At 63.0% G+C, this 15347-nt stretch carries 14 protein-coding genes; 4 read left to right on the top strand and 10 right to left on the bottom strand.

Annotated features, from left to right (window positions below):
• Window positions 1-259 precede the first annotated feature (259 nt).
• From dctM to OMP44_RS08170, 8 genes are all read right to left on the bottom strand, one after another.
• On the bottom strand, window positions 260-1543 hold the full coding sequence (gene dctM / locus OMP44_RS08205; protein ID WP_187979201.1) for a C4-dicarboxylate TRAP transporter large permease protein DctM: 1284 nt from the start codon (window positions 1541-1543) through the stop codon (window positions 260-262).
• Window positions 1540-2181, bottom strand: coding sequence for a TRAP transporter small permease (locus OMP44_RS08200; protein WP_280307305.1), 642 nt, complete (start codon window positions 2179-2181; stop codon window positions 1540-1542). Before OMP44_RS08200 ends, dctM begins: the two co-directional genes overlap by 4 nt.
• A gap of 56 nt (window positions 2182-2237) precedes the next feature.
• Complete coding sequence (locus OMP44_RS08195) at window positions 2238-3239, bottom strand: TRAP transporter substrate-binding protein (protein WP_187979199.1); 1002 nt, start codon at window positions 3237-3239, stop codon at window positions 2238-2240.
• A 72-nt stretch (window positions 3240-3311) separates the two neighbouring features.
• A complete protein-coding gene (locus tag OMP44_RS08190) occupies window positions 3312-4172 on the bottom strand; it encodes an HpcH/HpaI aldolase/citrate lyase family protein (RefSeq protein ID WP_187979198.1) in 861 nt (286 codons plus the stop codon).
• A 17-nt stretch (window positions 4173-4189) separates the two neighbouring features.
• A complete protein-coding gene (locus OMP44_RS08185; RefSeq protein WP_280307303.1) occupies window positions 4190-5389 on the bottom strand; it encodes a CaiB/BaiF CoA transferase family protein in 1200 nt (399 codons plus the stop codon).
• 16 nt (window positions 5390-5405) lie between these two features.
• Window positions 5406-6755: an MmgE/PrpD family protein gene (locus tag OMP44_RS08180; RefSeq protein ID WP_280307302.1), complete on the bottom strand. Its 1350-nt coding sequence runs from the start codon at window positions 6753-6755 to the stop codon at window positions 5406-5408.
• 10 nt (window positions 6756-6765) lie between these two features.
• Window positions 6766-7929 (bottom strand): acyl-CoA dehydrogenase family protein, encoded by a 1164-nt coding sequence (locus OMP44_RS08175; RefSeq protein WP_405046425.1) that lies wholly within the window; start codon window positions 7927-7929, stop codon window positions 6766-6768.
• A 35-nt stretch (window positions 7930-7964) separates the two neighbouring features.
• Window positions 7965-8792: an HTD2 family dehydratase gene (locus OMP44_RS08170; RefSeq protein WP_273861610.1), complete on the bottom strand. Its 828-nt coding sequence runs from the start codon at window positions 8790-8792 to the stop codon at window positions 7965-7967.
• 124 nt (window positions 8793-8916) lie between these two features.
• Here OMP44_RS08170 and OMP44_RS08165 point away from each other — a divergent pair, with 124 nt between their 5' ends.
• Window positions 8917-9831, top strand: coding sequence for a LysR substrate-binding domain-containing protein (locus tag OMP44_RS08165; RefSeq protein ID WP_280307301.1), 915 nt, complete (start codon window positions 8917-8919; stop codon window positions 9829-9831).
• A 212-nt stretch (window positions 9832-10043) separates the two neighbouring features.
• Here the strand turns inward: OMP44_RS08165 and OMP44_RS08160 are convergent, their stop codons facing one another.
• Window positions 10044-11039, bottom strand: coding sequence for a fatty acid desaturase (locus OMP44_RS08160; RefSeq protein ID WP_280307300.1), 996 nt, complete (start codon window positions 11037-11039; stop codon window positions 10044-10046).
• Window positions 11040-11715: 676 nt separating this feature from the next.
• On the opposite strand from OMP44_RS08160, the gene OMP44_RS08155 reads away from it, so the two are divergent.
• Window positions 11716-12939, top strand: coding sequence for an acyl-CoA dehydrogenase family protein (locus OMP44_RS08155; RefSeq protein WP_280307299.1), 1224 nt, complete (start codon window positions 11716-11718; stop codon window positions 12937-12939).
• Between the two features lie 102 nt (window positions 12940-13041).
• Window positions 13042-13176: a hypothetical protein gene (locus OMP44_RS08150; protein ID WP_256664572.1), complete on the top strand. Its 135-nt coding sequence runs from the start codon at window positions 13042-13044 to the stop codon at window positions 13174-13176.
• 200 nt (window positions 13177-13376) lie between these two features.
• Here the strand turns inward: OMP44_RS08150 and OMP44_RS08145 are convergent, their stop codons facing one another.
• On the bottom strand, window positions 13377-13748 hold the full coding sequence (locus OMP44_RS08145) for a response regulator (RefSeq protein WP_027599241.1): 372 nt from the start codon (window positions 13746-13748) through the stop codon (window positions 13377-13379).
• 334 nt (window positions 13749-14082) lie between these two features.
• Between OMP44_RS08145 and OMP44_RS08140 the strand changes: the two genes are divergently transcribed.
• Window positions 14083-15204, top strand: coding sequence for a mechanosensitive ion channel family protein (locus tag OMP44_RS08140; RefSeq protein WP_280307298.1), 1122 nt, complete (start codon window positions 14083-14085; stop codon window positions 15202-15204).
• The last annotated feature ends 143 nt before the right edge of the window (window positions 15205-15347 follow it).

Raw genomic sequence — 15347 nt, 5'->3', positions numbered from 1 at the left:
CTTATTGAGCAGCGAACGCTAGCAAGACGAGCTGCCCAGGACCAGGCGCGGAGTCAGCGATGGATGGTCATCGTCTCCATGACATGTTCGTGCAAGAGGAATCGAAGGGTGGCAGCTCGGTTTTTACAGGGGTGGTATTGGACGGGGATCAATTCAGGAGCCGCGGAGCGACAACGACGATCGTGGCGCCGCCTTAACCACTGGGTGAAGTGTCCGGTCGCAAGTCGTTGGACGCTTCACCCAGTCACCCTCCTCTGCCTCAGGTCATGCCCAACCAATTCGGCAAGGCCAGGGACAGATAAGGCACGTAGGTCACCAGGATGAGGAAGGCGAGCATCACCAGCAGCCAGGGGGAAACGGCCTTGATGGTGGTGGTCAGCGGCATCCCGGTGACTGCTGAAGTGACGAACAGATTGAGTCCTGTCGGCGGTGTGATCAGTCCGATCTCCATGTTGACCACCATGATGATCCCCAGATGAATCGGATCTATCCCGAGCTGCACGGCGATTGGGAAGAGGATAGGTGCGAGAATCAGGATGATCGCCGAAGGCTCCATGAAGGTGCCCGCGATCAGCAGCACGATGTTCACCACGATCAGGAACTCCACCGGCGAGAACCCCTGGGCCACGACCCAACCCGTGATCGACTGGGGAATCTGCTCGGTGGTCAGTACATGAGCGAACAGCATGGCGTTGGCGATGATGAACATCAGCACCACGGTCAACTTGCCTGCATCGATCAGCACCCGGTGGCACTCTCTCAGCTTCATGTCCTTGTGCACGAAGACCGCGACGATGGCTGCATAGATCGCCGATACCGCCGCCGCTTCCGTGGGGGTGAACATGCCCGAGTAGATGCCGCCGAGGATGATCACGATGAGCATGAGGCCCCAGATGGCACGGCGACCGGTGCGCAACACCTCCTTGAAGGACGCGCGTGGCAGTGCCGGGATATTCTTGATCCGGGCGATGACGTAGATGGTCACCATCAGCACCAGCCCCAGCAGCAACCCCGGCACCACCCCCGCCATGAACAGCTTGCCCACCGAGGATTCGGTGGCCGTCGCATAGACCACCATGACGATGGAGGGCGGGATGAGAATCCCCAGGGTGCCGGCATTGCAGACGATGCCGGCCGCGAATTCGCGCTTGTAGCCCGAGCGGACCATGCCGGCGATGACGATGGAGCCTACCGCGGCAACGGTGGCTGGCGACGATCCGCAGAGGGCGGCGAACAGCATGCAGGCCAGGATCGCGGCGATGGCCAATCCACCCCTGATATGGCCGACGCAGGCGTTGGCGAACTCGATCAGCCGATGAGCCACCCCGCCCGTGGTCATGAAGGCTCCGGCCAGCAGAAAGAACGGAATGGCCATCAGGGTGTAGTGCTCGCTGGTCTCGAACAGCTTGATGGCCAGCGAGCGCACCGAGTCGTTGCTGAACAGCAGGATGGTGAGCGCGCCGGAAAGCCCCAGGGAAATGGCAACCGGAATGCCGATGAACATCAGGACGAAAAGCGCCAGGAACAGAAAGGTGATAGTCATGGCTGGCGCTCCGTGCCCTGGTGTCCGTCGACGAGCTTGAGAGCATCCTCGGCTTCACTGTGTCCACCGAACCCGCTCTGCTCGTTGCGCAGGATGCGCAGGAACACCTCGACGAAGCGGATAAGCATGAGACCGAAGCCGATTGGCACGATCATGACGATATGCCACTGACGCAGACCGAAGCGGTCGAGATCCTCGGCACCGATGTTGGCGTTCATCAGCGCCGCTACCCATTGCTGACTGGAATAGGTCATCAGTCCGCAATAGAAAATACAGATACCGACCGCCAGCAAGGCAACCGACCTGCGCAGCGCGGGCGGAAAGGTCTTGACCAGCAGATCGACCCCCAGGTGAGCGCCGAGGCGCACGCCCCAGGCCAGACCGATGAAGATCAGCCAGCCGAATACGGCCTTGGCCAGGGCAACGCTCCAGGTCATTTCCTGGGAGACGAAGAGAATGCCATCGCCGATGGCGAAGAGGGGTTTTTCCAGAAAGGGAAGGTGATCGGCGAAATAATAGAAAACGGCGTAAACGTTGTTGACCACCACGTAGAAGAAGGTGATCAGGGTCATGACCGCCAGCAGGAAGGCGACGAGCGCCTCCTCCAGCCGGCACCAGAGACGGGTCACGGCGGGCATAAGAACCTCCGACAACAGCTGACAGGGGGCGAAGGAAAGAAGCGCTCGTGGCTTTTTTAGCTAGCCCTGTTGGCGTCGACGGCCGCTTTGATCACCTCGCTGCCAATCTCTCCCTCGAACTGCTTCCATACCGGCTGCATGGCCTTGCGCCAGTCTTCGCGTTGCGCGGGAGTCAGCTCGATGATTTCGCTGGTACCGGCCTTGGCGATGGCGCTACGCGCCTCGTCGTTGAGGGCCTGAGCCTGGCGGTTCACCTCGACAGAGACCTCGGCCATCACCTTGCTCAGCTCGCTGCGAACATCCTCCGGCAGCCCCTGCCAGAACTTGGTATTGGTGATCACCATGTAGTCGATCAGGCCGTGATTGGTCTCGGTGAAGTAAGGCTGAACCTCATAGACCTTCTGGCTGTAGTAGTTGGACCAGGTGTTCTCGGTACCGTTGACGACCCCGGTCTGCAAGCCCTGATACACCTCGGCGAAGCTCATCTTGCGCGGCACGGCACGCAGTGCCTTGAATTGCTCATCGAGGACCGCCGAGGCCTGGACGCGGAATTTCAGGCCGCGGGCATCCTTGGGTTCACGCAGCGGCTTGTTCGCTGACAGCACCTTTAGCCCGTTGTGCCAGTAGGCCAGCCCGGTGATGCCCTTGCCTTCCATGCTGGCCAGCAATGCCTTGCCCTGGGGGCCGGCCTGGAAGCGATCGACCGCGGCCATGTTGTCGAACAGGAAGGGCAGATCGAAGACCTGCACCGCCTTGGCGTAGTGCTCGAACTTGGCCAGCGAGGGCGCCAGCATCTGGACATCGCCCAGCAGCAGAGCCTCCATCTCCTTGCCATCGCCAAACAACGACGAGTTGGGATAGACCTCGACCTTCACCCGGCCGGGCAGGCGCTCTTCCGCCAGCTTCTTGAACAGCACCGCGCCCTGCCCCTTGGGGGTGTGCTCGGCGACCACATGGGCAAACTTGATGGTGATGGGAGCTTCATCTGCCGCGTAAAGCGAACCGGCGAAGGAAAACACGGCGGCACAGAACAGCGTCTTGATAGTCAACGTGGGCATGGCGACACCTCATCTTGTTTTTGTAATCAGGTCGGGTTTATTAAACGCGCCCCCTCCGTGGGGTGGAATTCATCATTGCCCAACAGGGCCTTCAGCTCTGCCTAACACCGGAGCACCTGTTTGCAGACGCCTCAGCAGTCGCTGGGCCCGCCCGATGACGGGTGCATCGATCATTTTCCCGTCGACGACGAAGACCCCCACGTCGCCCTGACTCGCCGCGATCACCTGCCGTGCCCAATCGATTTCCGCTGGCGTCGGCCGCAGGCTGTCGTGCACCACGGCGACCTGGCGGGGATGGATGCACAACAGGCCGCCGAAGCCCTGGTCACGCGCACTGGCGGTGGCTGTCGCCAGACCGGCCAGGTCATCGATGGCTGGAAAGACGCTGTCCAGCGGTGCGGGCAGCCCGGCCAGTCGGCCTTCCAGCAGGAGTAGAAAGCGAGCCTGATCCAGCAGCCGTTCGGCTGCCGCCGTACCGCTTTCCAGACCGAGATCCAGGCCCAGATCCAGACCACCGAGCACCAGGCGCTCCACCCCGGCAGCCCCGGCGACCTCCTTGAGTCGATCCAGCCCCCGGGCGCTCTCGATGATCGGCCAGACGGGCTTGCCCGTCTCGGCATGGACGCGCTCGACCTGGGCGGCGCTTTCCGCCTTGGGCAGGACGACCCCGAGCACCTGCCCCAGGCGTTGGCACAGCGCCAGGTCGTCGCCGTGCGCCGAGTGAGCGGCGGCGTTGATCCGTATCCAGACCCGTAAGGCAGGCGCGGCGAGCAACGCCTGTTCGAGGGCGCCGCGTGCTGCGGTCTTGGCGGCTTCAGCGACCGCATCCTCCAGGTCCACGATCACCACATCGGCACCGCTGGCCACGGCCTTGGCGATTCGCTCCGGACGAGTCGCCGGGACGAACAGGGCCGAGCGAGGATCAGCAGCCATCCTGCTGGCGGTAGGGGTCATAGCGCACCTCGCTGGCGCAGCGCCTCCAGCGCGGCGTGGTCATAGCCCAACTCCTGCAATACCGCTTCGGTGTGCTCGCCCAGCGCCGGGACCGGATCCATCCGCGGCTCGAAGGCACTGTTGCTCGCCGGTGGCAACAAGGCGGGCAAGGGACCGGCCGGACTGCCGACCTCACGCCAGCGATCACGCTCGCGTAACTGGGGATGCGCCCAGACGGCCGCCATGTCATTCACCTGGGCATTGGCGATCTGCGCCCGCTCCAAGCGGGTGATGACCTCTTCGGTCTTGAGCTCGGCGAACGCCTCGACGATCAGGTCGCGCAGCACGCCGCGATTCGCCGAACGTTTGAAGTTGGCGGAAAATCGCGGATCGGTAACCAGTTCCGGCTGCAACAGCACCTGCTCACAGAAGAGCTGCCACTCCCGCTCATTCTGCAGGCCCAGCATCACCGTGCCGCCATCGCCTGCGGGAAAGGGTCCGTAGGGGTAGATGGTGGAGTGGGCGGCGCCGGCACGCGCGGGGGCCGGCATGCCGGCGTAGGCGTAATACAGCGGATAGCCCATCCACTCCACAAGGCTCTCCAGCATGCTGACCTCAACGCGACTGCCCTCCCCGGTCCGCTCCCGCAACAGCAGCGCCGACAGGATGCCACTGTAGGCATACATCCCCGCGGCGATATCAGCGATCGAGCAGCCCGCCTTGGCCAGCTGGTCATCGTCTGGTCCACCCGTCACCGAAAGAAAACCCGCCTCGCTCTGAATCAGCAGATCATAGGCCTTCTTGCGCTCGTAGCTACCTCCTGCGCCATAGCCGGACACATCGCAGACGATCAGCCGGGGAAAGCGCTCGTGCAGCGCCTCGAAGCCCAGCCCCAGCCGACTCGCCGCGCCCGGCGCCAGGTTCTGCAACAGGACGTCCGCCCCGGCGAGCAGCTTGTCCAGCACGGCCAGGGCATCATCCTGCTTGAGATCCAGAGCCACGCTCTCCTTGGAACGATTGGTCCAGACGAAGTGGGAGGCGAGTCCGGCGACACGTTCGTCGTAGCCCCGAGCGAAATCGCCACTGCCTGGCCGCTCGATCTTGATCACCCGGGCGCCCAGGTCGGCCAGCTGCCGGGAGCAGAACGGGGCCGCGATCGCGTGTTCGAGACTCACGACCGTGATGCCATCCAGAGGACGAGGTTTTTCGACAGCCATCTTGGTTCACTCCGGGTCAGGTGAAGCAATAGAGATCCACGCACTCGTGCAGCCGCCAGGCCTGGGCGATCAGGGCCTCGGCCTCGGCGGGTGGGCGTTTGCCGGCGAAGGCGACCAGCCGGCGGAACTTGTCTTCCAATTCGGCCCTGTCGAGGGTATTGCCGGGATCACCCTTGGGCTCGTCGATACGTCCCTGCAGAACGGCGCCCTGGCGGGTTGTCACCTCGACCCTTCCCAGCCAACGCTGGGGATAGGCGGCATCGACCTCGGGGTCCAGCCGCATGCCGACGCGCGCGCGGAAGGCCGCGACCGCGGGATCGTTCAGCGCGGAATTCGCAAATTCGCCCAGTTGCGCCTTGCCATGGACGGCGATCAGACCCAGCACCGTGCCCATGGAAAACTTCGCCTGATGCACGGTCCGCGGCACGTCCACGCGCCCGAGCACGTCCAGGGCGCCCTGGTGAACTCGTGCTGTTACCCGGGCAATGTCGTCGGGCGCCAGGCACTCGCGCTGCATCAGGTCCAACAGGGCATCGGCAGCAGGATGGGTATGCCGACAGGACGCATGGAACTTGAAGGAGGTTTCCAGCAAGGCCCAGCGCTGCCCCAGGCGATCGCTCAGGCGGCGGGCGTCGGCGTCACTGGAAAGGCCGGCAGCCATTCCCTGCTCGCCTTCCAGGATGTTGCGCGCACCGGTCAGCCCTTGCGCCGTGAGATAGGCTGCGAGCAGTCCATCCCCCGCTGCCTTGGCGGTATGCAGCTGCTTGGAATCCGCCGCGTCACGCAGGAACTCCCAGAGCCCCGCCGCCTGGGTGCCCGCGTTGCCAAGCACCTGGATGAACTGCTCCCGGTCGAAGCCCAGCAACTTGCCCACCGCCACCGCCGCGGCCAGGGTGCCGACGGTGGCCGTGGTGTGGAAGATCCGATAGTGCGAGCGCCCGAGAAATTCACCGATGCGGATGCCTGCCTCATAGCCGGCGACCGCGGCGACGATCAGCTCCTGTCCGCTCTTTCCCAGGTCCTGGGCGGCGGCCAGTGCGGCGGAAAAGACCACCGTCGCCGGATGCAGCACCGAGCTGTTGTGCAGATCATCCTGCTCCACCAGATGAGAGGCGGCGCCATTGACCAGCGCGGCAAAGTAGGGCGAGGTGCCGTAGGGCGCGACGAGTACCCGGGCCCGCCCCTCGCGCGGGCCCATGGTCTGCGCATAGGCATGGAACAGCGGTGTGGGATGGCTGCCATCGCTGGCCAGTGCGGAGCCCAGCCAGTCGAGAAACAGCTCTTCGGTCCGAGAGACGACGCTGGCTGGCAGGTCCGCATAGGCCAGCTCGCCAAGATAGGCCGCCAGACGTTCGGTATGGGTCATGGCAGTCACCCTAGAACGAGCGCGGCAATTCGAGCAGGTGCTCGGCCACGTAGGAAAGAATGAGGTTGGTGGAGATGGGCGCCACCTGGTACAGGCGCGTCTCGCGAAACTTGCGCTCGACGTCGTACTCGGTGGCAAAGCCAAAGCCACCGTGCGTCTGCAGACAGGCGTTGGCCGCCTCCCAGCTGGCCTTGGCCGCCAGGTACTTGGCCATGTTGGCCGCCGCGCCGGCGTTTTCGCCGCGGTCGTACAGATCGCAGGCGTGCCAGCGCATCAGATCGGCGGCCTCGATCTCGATATGGGCCTCGGCGATGGGAAACTGCACGCCCTGGTTCTGCCCGATGGGGCGACCGAATACCACCCGGTCGCGGGCATAGTGACTGGCCTTCTCGACGAACCAGCGGCCGTCGCCAATGCATTCCGCGGCGATCAGGGTGCGTTCGGCATTGAGCCCATCGAGGATGTAGCGGAAACCCTTGCCCTCCTCCCCGATGAGGTTGCTAGCGGGAATTTCCAGCTCGTCGAAGAACAGCTCGTTGGTCTCGTGATTGACCATGTTGGGGATGGGCCGAACCGTGAGCCCCTTGCCAATTGCCTCACGCAGATCCACCAGAAAGATCGACATACCTTCGGATTTGCGCTGGACGGCCTCCAGGGGTGTGGTCCGCGCCAACAGGATCATCAGATCGGAATGCTGCACCCGGGAGATCCACACCTTCTGCCCATTGATCACATAGCGATCGCCCTTGCGCACCGCCGTGGTCTTGATCTTGGTGGTGTCGGTGCCGGTGGTGGGCTCGGTGACGCCCATGGACTGCAGCCGCAGCTCGCCGCTGGCCAGCCGTGGCAGATAGCTGTTCTTCTGCTCTTCGCTGCCATTCCGCAGCAGGGTGAACATGTTGTACATCTGCCCATGGATGGTGCCGGAGTTGCCCCCGCAGCGGTTCACCTCCTCCAGGATGATGGACGCCTCGGCCAGGCCCAGCCCCGAGCCACCATAGGCTTCCGGAATCATCGCGGACAGCCAGCCTGCCTCGGTCATCGCCTGGACGAAGTCCTGGGGAAAACCCTTCTGCTCATCGATTCGGCGCCAGTATTCGGCCGGAAAGCCCGCGCAGAGGCCACGGACGCCATCGCGAATGGCGGCGAATTCTTCTTGTCGTTCGTCCAGCATGGGGTTTCTCTCTTGTCGTTATAGGGGCACCGCTGTCACTCGAAATGCAACTGAGCCATCTGGGCGACACCGTCGCCATTTCCGGCCCACAGCTCCGCCTCCCCGGGCGCGATGACCTGACCACTGAGCGTGAAGGGAGCGGGCGCGATCAGCGGACGAACGCCGCGATAACTGAATTGCCGTATCCGCGCGGTGGGATGGGCGCGACGAAAGCTGCGCAGCAACAGGGTCGCGATGAGCGGGCCATGGACGACCAGACCGGCATAGCCTTCCTGTTGGGTCGCGTAGGGCCAGTCGTAGTGGATGCGATGACCGTTGAAGGTCACCGCCGAATAGCGAAACAGCAACGTAGGCTCGGGCACCACCGACTCCGCCCAGCCGCCGAGAGCGATGGCTTCGCCGCTGCCGGCCTTGGGCGCTCCGGGCTCGCGATAGACCAGGTCCTGCTCTTCGCGCAGTACCAGTTCGTCGCGCTGGAAATAGCGATGCTCGACGGTCACGAACAGCAGGCTGCCGCTGCGGCCCGCCTTCTCCTCGACGCGTAGCAGGGTCGAAAGGCAACGAGCCTGCTCGTCAACGCGCAGTTCGCCGAGAAACTCCAGGCGTCCGCCTGCCCACATGCGATTACGCCCTTCCGCCGGCGGCAGGAAGGTGCCCCGCGCCGCGTGACCATCGGGCCCGAGCTGGGCACCTGCCACGGGATTATCGAAGAAGGCCCAGTGCCAGAGCGGCGGCAGCGCCTCGCCTGCAGCCAACGGCGATTCGTCGAAGGTATGGGCGATACGCGCGACTTGGCGTTGACCCAGGAACTCGTGGGTTTCGAGCGTTCGCCCCACCCAGGCTTCGGCCGGCGTAGTGTTCATGTCTGGCTCCCGTCATTAGGCTCTCAACCAGCTTGAGGGGAGTTGTTTCGTTCTGTGAATTTACATTTGCGTAAGCCGGCATTCGGCTAGGCTGAACGCCGAAAGACGTACCGAGTACAAGAGCATGCATTTCGACCTGCCTGACCTGCGGCTTTTCATCCATATCGCCGAATCGCCCAGCCTGACCCAGGGCGCACGCCGGGCCGCACTCTCTCCGGCAGCTGCCAGCGCCCGGATAAAGGCCCTCGAAAGCCAATTCGGCATCCGCTTGCTATACCGTGACAGCCGCGGCGTAGAGCTCACGCCAGCGGGTCAGCGTCTACTGCAACATGCCCGCCTGGTTATGCGCCAAGTCGACTTTCTCAAAGGTGAATTCACCGAGTACCGCAGCGATGCCAGCGGGCATATCCGTATCTTCGCCAACACCACAGCGGTTACAGAGTTCCTCCCGGGGCTGCTGGCCGGCTATCTCGCCGATCGCCCCGGCGTGACGGTGGATCTGCAGGAGCGCCTCAATCGTGACATTGTCAGGGGGGTCATCGACGGGGCAGCGGATCTGGGCATCACCGCCGGGCTGATCGAGGCCAGCAATCTGCAGATCCTGCCCTACAGCATGGACCGCCTGACGCTGGTAGTACCGACCGATCATGCCTTGGCGAGCGAGCCCCAGGTCACCTTGCGTGAAACCCTGGACTACCAGCACATCTGTCTGCGCGAGGGCACCAGCCTGCTGAATTTCCTGCGGGATCAGGTGGAGCGTCTCGGTGCCACCCTGAATCTGCGTATCCAGCTTTCCAGTTTCGAGGCCGTGTGCCGCATGGTCGAAGCCAAGGTGGGCATCGGCATCCTGCCCGAATCCGCCGCCCAGCATCACGGCAAAAGCATGGCCATCAGGACGGTACGGCTCGAAGAGCCCTGGGCCCTGCGCGAGCGAAATATCCTGGTCAGGGATCTGGAGGCGCTGCCGGAAAGCGTCCGTGCCTTGGTCAGGCTGTTGCAGCAATCAGCCAAAGGCGAAGTAAACCGGGAACACGCCTGACGAGGCGATCCCGGAAGTCATCCTTTCGACTACACCCCTGTCTAGTGAAACCGGAGCGCTCCCAATTTGCGCATCACTTCGTCTGCAGTCCAACGCCGGTATTCGGTTCGATCATGACGACCATGGCGTCTCGATCGTGGCTGGTCCTTTCGCCGTTGAGTGCTGCAGCAGAGGAGTCGAAGGAGACTGATCAGCTCTTTACAGGGGTGGTATTATTTAGTGATAAGAACTATGGCAAATGGCCGTCTGCCAGCCGGCGTACCCGCTGCTTGCGCTTGAGGATGCAGTGGCGCATCCACGGGTCGCCAGGCGAAACGCCAGCCCAAGTCGCGATAGCCGGAAAACAGGAAACCACCACTGCGAACCTGGTAGGCACGGCGCCTGGCTCGATAGACCCGCGGAATGAAATACCAGGGCAAGCCCGGCAGATCGTGGTGAACCAGGTGCAGGGTGTTGTTGAGAAATAGCCAGCGCAGCGCCCCACCGCTTTCGTTGAGTACGCATCTTTGCGCAGGGTCCAGCGCCGGACGATGCTCGTAGAAAGATCGGATCAGCGTTACGGCCAGCGCCGGCCAGGCTACCCCCAGCACATAGACCTCCAGGGGAATGCCAGATAGCAAGTGAATCGCCAGGAGCAAGCCTGCACACAGCGCCAGATGAATCAGCCAGACGCGCAGCACGCCCCGCTCCCCGCGCCACCCGCGGCGTACTTCGAGATCGAGCATGCCGTGCAGCGCCAGGATCGGGCCAACCAGGAGCCGACCGATCAGGGTCTTGTCCATCCAGAGCAACGCACGCCCGACCTGCCCTCGCCGCTCCCAGAGTTCGCCATCGACATAACGGCTCTCGGGATCGAGGGTCGGATCGGTGAGGTTCTCGCGCCGATGGTGCGCCAGGTGGCTGTCACGATAGAGCGGAAAGGGAAACCAGAGGCCGAGGGGCGGATAGGCGAGCAAGGCATTCACCCCAGGCCAGCGAGTTGGATGTCCATGAATCAACTCGTGTTGCAGGGACTGATGCAGCACCACCAGGATCGTCAGCGGCGGCAGGATCCAGAAACCCAGTAGCGGCCACGCCCAGACCAGCGTCAGCCAGCCGGCGTAGACACCGACGATCAGCCCCCAGGTTGGCCATTCACTTCGACCGGTGGCGGTATGCAGGAGCAGCTTGATCAGGCGGCGGTGCCGCGCATCGAGATAGACAGTCACCGCAGGGTCCTGATAACGAGAAATCAACGCTGACCCTAAGGAAAAACAAGAGGGAAGCCAAATATCGTTAAGGCATTACCTCATGAAAAGACGTTATTCGACCACCTCGCTGCTTGTAACTTCGCTTGATTGAACGCCTTGTTTAAGCCATCTCTTACGTCTTACCTTACATAGCATAATGCAAAAAAAATCATAAGCTTATAAGCAAAAACCGATCAGGCAGCTCAACTGTTGCGTGAGCAACACCTGCATTTAAAAATCAGTTAAAGACATATCCTTAGCAGCTTTGAAGATTGGCGGCGCTCTTGAACGCCCATCTAGACTTCCGCCAACTTTCACGAACTTCAAAGTTTGCCATGCCGCTGTCTGATAAAACTCTTCTACCTGCTGCGCCTGCGCGAACTGCAAGGGTGAATTTCGTTCCCGAGCTGGCAGCCTGCGACGTGTCCAGCCCCCCTCCGCTGCCTCGGCTGCCGACCCTGAATCGAGCCGAAGCGGCAACGCGCATCCGATACCGTGCGACAGCGCGGGTATCCCTCGTCGGCACCCTCGGCCGTCGACTGGTAGCGGCGATGGTGCTGATCGGCTGCACCCGAGCCGCCCATACCGAGCTGGCTCGTCTTGGGCTCGCGCTTCCCCACTCTCTGCTGACACGACCAGAAGGATTTTCTTTTCCATGAGCATCATTTCCGCAGGCTGGGGCGCCGGCCCTTCCGCGCGTCACGCCGAACTCTCGGCCCGCTTTCTGCCGCTGTTCCAGCGTATTCGCGCGGGCGCCATAGAACGCGAGGTGCAGCGGCGACTGCCGGTCGAAGAATTGGCCTGGCTGAAGGCGGCCGGTTTCACCGCCTTGCGGTTGCCGGTCGAGCATGGCGGTGCGGGCGTCACCCTGCCGGAATTGTTTGCCCTGCTCATCGAACTGGGCGAGGCCGATTCCAATCTGGTGCAGGCGTTGCGCGGTCACATGGGCTTTGTCGAGGGCTTGCTCAACAGCGATGACCAGGCACGCCGCAGCCGCTGGTTCGCCCGTATCGCCGCGGGTGAAACCCTGGGTCCGGCCTCCAGCGAGGTCGGCGATGCCCGGCGGGCCGAATTCAGTACCCGCGTGCGTCGGGAGGGTGACGCCCTGCTGCTTTCGGGCACCAAGTTCTATACCACGGGTTCGCTCTATGCGGACTGGATCGACGTGGGCGCCACCGATGACGCCGGCAATCGCGTCATGGCGACCATCCGCCGCGACGCTCCCGGCGTAGCGGTGGTGGATGACTGGAATGGCTTCGGCCAGACGCTGACCGCCAGCGGCACGGCCACCTTTACCAACGTGCGGGTAGCGCCTGGGGACGTGGTCACGGTAGGCGAGCGCTTCCGCTATTCGCCGGGCTTCTTCCAAGTCTTCCACCTCGCCAACCTGGCGGGCATGGGGCGGGCCATGAGCAGCGAGGTGGCGGCTGCGGTCGCCGCTCGCACCCGCACCTTCACCATTGGTAATGCCGACCGGGTCAGCCAGGATCCACAGGTATTGGCAGTGGTAGGCCAGGTGCGCAGCGCCGCCTACTGCGCCGGGGTGATCGCCCTGAAGAATGCCGAAGCGCTGCAGCGCGTGCATGACCTCAGGCAGGCGGATGACCAGGCGGCCGAGGATCGCGCGGTGGAACTGGCCGAACTGGAGGTCTGCCAGTCGCTCAATGTGGTTACGGACCTGATCATCGATGCCTCCGGACGCCTCTTCGACGCTCTGGGCGCCTCGGCCACGCTTAGACCGCAGGGACTGGATCGCTTCTGGCGCAATGTCCGTACCCTCGCCTCCCATAATCCGCGCATCTACAAGGATCGCATCGTCGGCGACTTCGCGGTCAACGGCACGCCGCCGCCACCGCAGTGGAAGATCGGCGTCGCCTAGGGGCCGAAGCCGCCGGAAATGCCGACGAGAGCCGCCCTGCCCCGCTGTTCGCCGCCCCCGGCGATGCTTTAAGCTCGCCGGCTTTCCTCCTGGAGCGGTGTCATGGAAAGGTCGCGCAGCAATCGTCAGGCCGTATGGAAGGCTATCAAGGATCCGCGCTTCATCCCCGTTGCCGTGGCGGCGGTGTGCATCGTGCTGTTCTTCGTCCTGGGGCTGGTCGACGTCCTGGGCAACTGATCGCCACGCTGAGACGCTGGCCGATCCCTGCCACGGGATGGGCCATCACAGCGCAGGGCGCGGCCCGTGGGGGCTATTACCTGGATGCTTTTCCCGGGCCAAAGGCCTTGCGCCAGGTTGGCGAGCCGGGAAGCCAGGTGAAGGTATGAACTGCAAAAAGCGCGAAAAGCGGCCTGGAACCAGGCCGCGGAGGACAGCAATCAGCCTTTGCGCTGATTGAGGAAGCGGAAGCAGCCGGCCAGCAGATCATCGAAGCGCCACGGCTTGGGCAGATAGTAGATATCCGGTGCGCGTTCAGGCTGGAGTTCTTCGAAATAACCCGAGGAGACGATGATGGGCAGACCCGGCAGCTGCTGCTTGACACGACGCGCCAGCTCCAGACCGTCGATGGCACCCGGCATGCGGACATCGGTGATCAGCAGATCCGGCGTCGGACGCGCACTCGACAGGTATTCCCAGGCTTGGTCCGCGGTACCGAAGGTGTGCACCTGAAAGCCTTCGCCTTCGAGCACCTCTTCCATCAGCCCGAGCAACATGTTCTCGTCTTCGACAACCACTACCACTGGCTTCATAAATCCGTCTCGATCTCCGCAGGTCCGCCATCTGACTGGACGTATCTCGTTGGGGCGCGAATTCTACTCCTATCCTGCGTCCGCTGCGCACTCTCCTCTAAGCTTAGACGCGAGGTGCGACATCCTGCCCCACTGATCGACAGAAAAGCCTGCCGGGAGCCGAACAGGTTTTTTCCTGCAGGGGTGGTATTAATTGGCAGGGTATTTTGCCGCTTCCTCGGGGAACCGTGGCGAAGCCCCTCAGTCGGAAAACAGGTATCTCGAAAGGCTTCCCGCGATTCCGCCGCGTCAGCTTTTCAGGATCCCGGGAAGCCGTCTGCTTGAGGAAATGCGTATGACGGCCATCGACTGGACAGGTTGGCTCAACGCCCCCTGGATCACCACGCTGATCGCGGCGGGGGTCGCCCTGCTGATCAGCAGCATCCTCCTGATAGTGGCGTTTGCGGCCATCCGCCCGCTCGCCAATCCCTTTTTGCTGGCGCGCAACCTGGTGAAGCACGCCGAGAAGCCAGCGCGGCTGGCGGTCCCTCTGGTGGTGTTGCAAGGTGTCTGGAATTCCGCACCCGATGCCCTGCCGCTGTTGCGTGCGGTACAGCATCTCACCGGCCTGCTGAGCATCGCTGCCTTCACCTGGCTGGGTCTCAGGTCGGTCAAGGCCGTCGGAGCCACCATCGCCCTGCGCAATCCCGTGGATGTGGTGGACAACCTGCGGGCACGGCGAATCCAGACGCAGAATCGGGTGCTGGTACGCAGCCTCAGCTTCGTCGTGCTGCTGGTAGGTATCGCCCTGATGCTGATGACTTTTCCCGCGGTTCGCCAGGTGGGCGCGAGCCTGCTCGCCTCCGCTGGTGTCGCCGGCCTGGTCGCGGGTATCGCCGCGCGCCCGGTACTGGGCAATCTCATCGCCGGTCTGCAGATCGCCGTGACGCAGCCGATCCGGCTCGACGACGTGGTCATCGTCGAAGGGGAATGGGGCCGGGTGGAAGAGATTACCGGCACCTATGTGGTGGTCCGCATCTGGGACGACCGTCGCCTGGTGGTTCCCCTGCAGTACTTCATCGAGACCCCCTTCCAGAACTGGACGCGCTCCTCCTCCAGCCTGATCGGATCAGTCTTCATATGGGTTGACTATTCCCTGCCCCTGGCGCCGATCCGCACCGAATTGGAACGCGCCTGTGCCGAGGTGCCTCATTTATGGGACGAGCGTGTCTGTGTGCTGCAGGTGACCGATGCGTCCCATGATTCGATCCAGATCCGGGTGCTGGTGAGCTCCGGCGATTCCTCGAAGAACTGGGACCTGCGCTGCTTCGTGCGGGAACGGCTGATCACCTACATCAATCGTGAGTTCCCCCTCTGCCTGCCCAAGCTGCGAACCGAACTGGGACGTCGCGATGTGCTTCCCACACCACAATCCGACGAAAGGCACGAACCGGTCGTACGCCAGCCAGAAGTCTGATTTATCGGCTAATTGTCTCGATCAGGCAGCCATTAAGCGGTTCACCTGCAGCTTATGTCTTAGCGCACCAAGAGTGAGCGCCAGCTTTCGGGCATGTATTTGGCAATACGAAGCAGGACCGCAACATTCGAGCAGGAAACTTG

Source organism: Pseudomonas flavocrustae (genome assembly GCF_029872515.1).
Classification (GTDB): Bacteria; Pseudomonadota; Gammaproteobacteria; order Pseudomonadales; family Pseudomonadaceae; genus Chryseomonas; species Chryseomonas aestiva.
This window is presented reverse-complemented; position numbering and strand designations above follow the sequence as displayed.

Coding starts and splice junctions, on each gene's coding strand:
- dctM (WP_187979201.1), bottom strand. CDS start 1,543: ATGACTATCACCTTTCTGTTCCTGGCGCTTTTCGTCCTGATGTTCATC.
- OMP44_RS08200 (WP_280307305.1), bottom strand. CDS start 2,181: ATGCCCGCCGTGACCCGTCTCTGGTGCCGGCTGGAGGAGGCGCTCGTC.
- OMP44_RS08195 (WP_187979199.1), bottom strand. CDS start 3,239: ATGCCCACGTTGACTATCAAGACGCTGTTCTGTGCCGCCGTGTTTTCC.
- OMP44_RS08190 (WP_187979198.1), bottom strand. CDS start 4,172: ATGGCTGCTGATCCTCGCTCGGCCCTGTTCGTCCCGGCGACTCGTCCG.
- OMP44_RS08185 (WP_280307303.1), bottom strand. CDS start 5,389: ATGGCTGTCGAAAAACCTCGTCCTCTGGATGGCATCACGGTCGTGAGT.
- OMP44_RS08180 (WP_280307302.1), bottom strand. CDS start 6,755: ATGACCCATACCGAACGTCTGGCGGCCTATCTTGGCGAGCTGGCCTAT.
- OMP44_RS08175 (WP_405046425.1), bottom strand. CDS start 7,929: ATGCTGGACGAACGACAAGAAGAATTCGCCGCCATTCGCGATGGCGTC.
- OMP44_RS08170 (WP_273861610.1), bottom strand. CDS start 8,792: ATGAACACTACGCCGGCCGAAGCCTGGGTGGGGCGAACGCTCGAAACC.
- OMP44_RS08165 (WP_280307301.1), top strand. CDS start 8,917: ATGCATTTCGACCTGCCTGACCTGCGGCTTTTCATCCATATCGCCGAA.
- OMP44_RS08155 (WP_280307299.1), top strand. CDS start 11,716: ATGAGCATCATTTCCGCAGGCTGGGGCGCCGGCCCTTCCGCGCGTCAC.
- OMP44_RS08150 (WP_256664572.1), top strand. CDS start 13,042: ATGGAAAGGTCGCGCAGCAATCGTCAGGCCGTATGGAAGGCTATCAAG.
- OMP44_RS08145 (WP_027599241.1), bottom strand. CDS start 13,748: ATGAAGCCAGTGGTAGTGGTTGTCGAAGACGAGAACATGTTGCTCGGG.
- OMP44_RS08140 (WP_280307298.1), top strand. CDS start 14,083: ATGACGGCCATCGACTGGACAGGTTGGCTCAACGCCCCCTGGATCACC.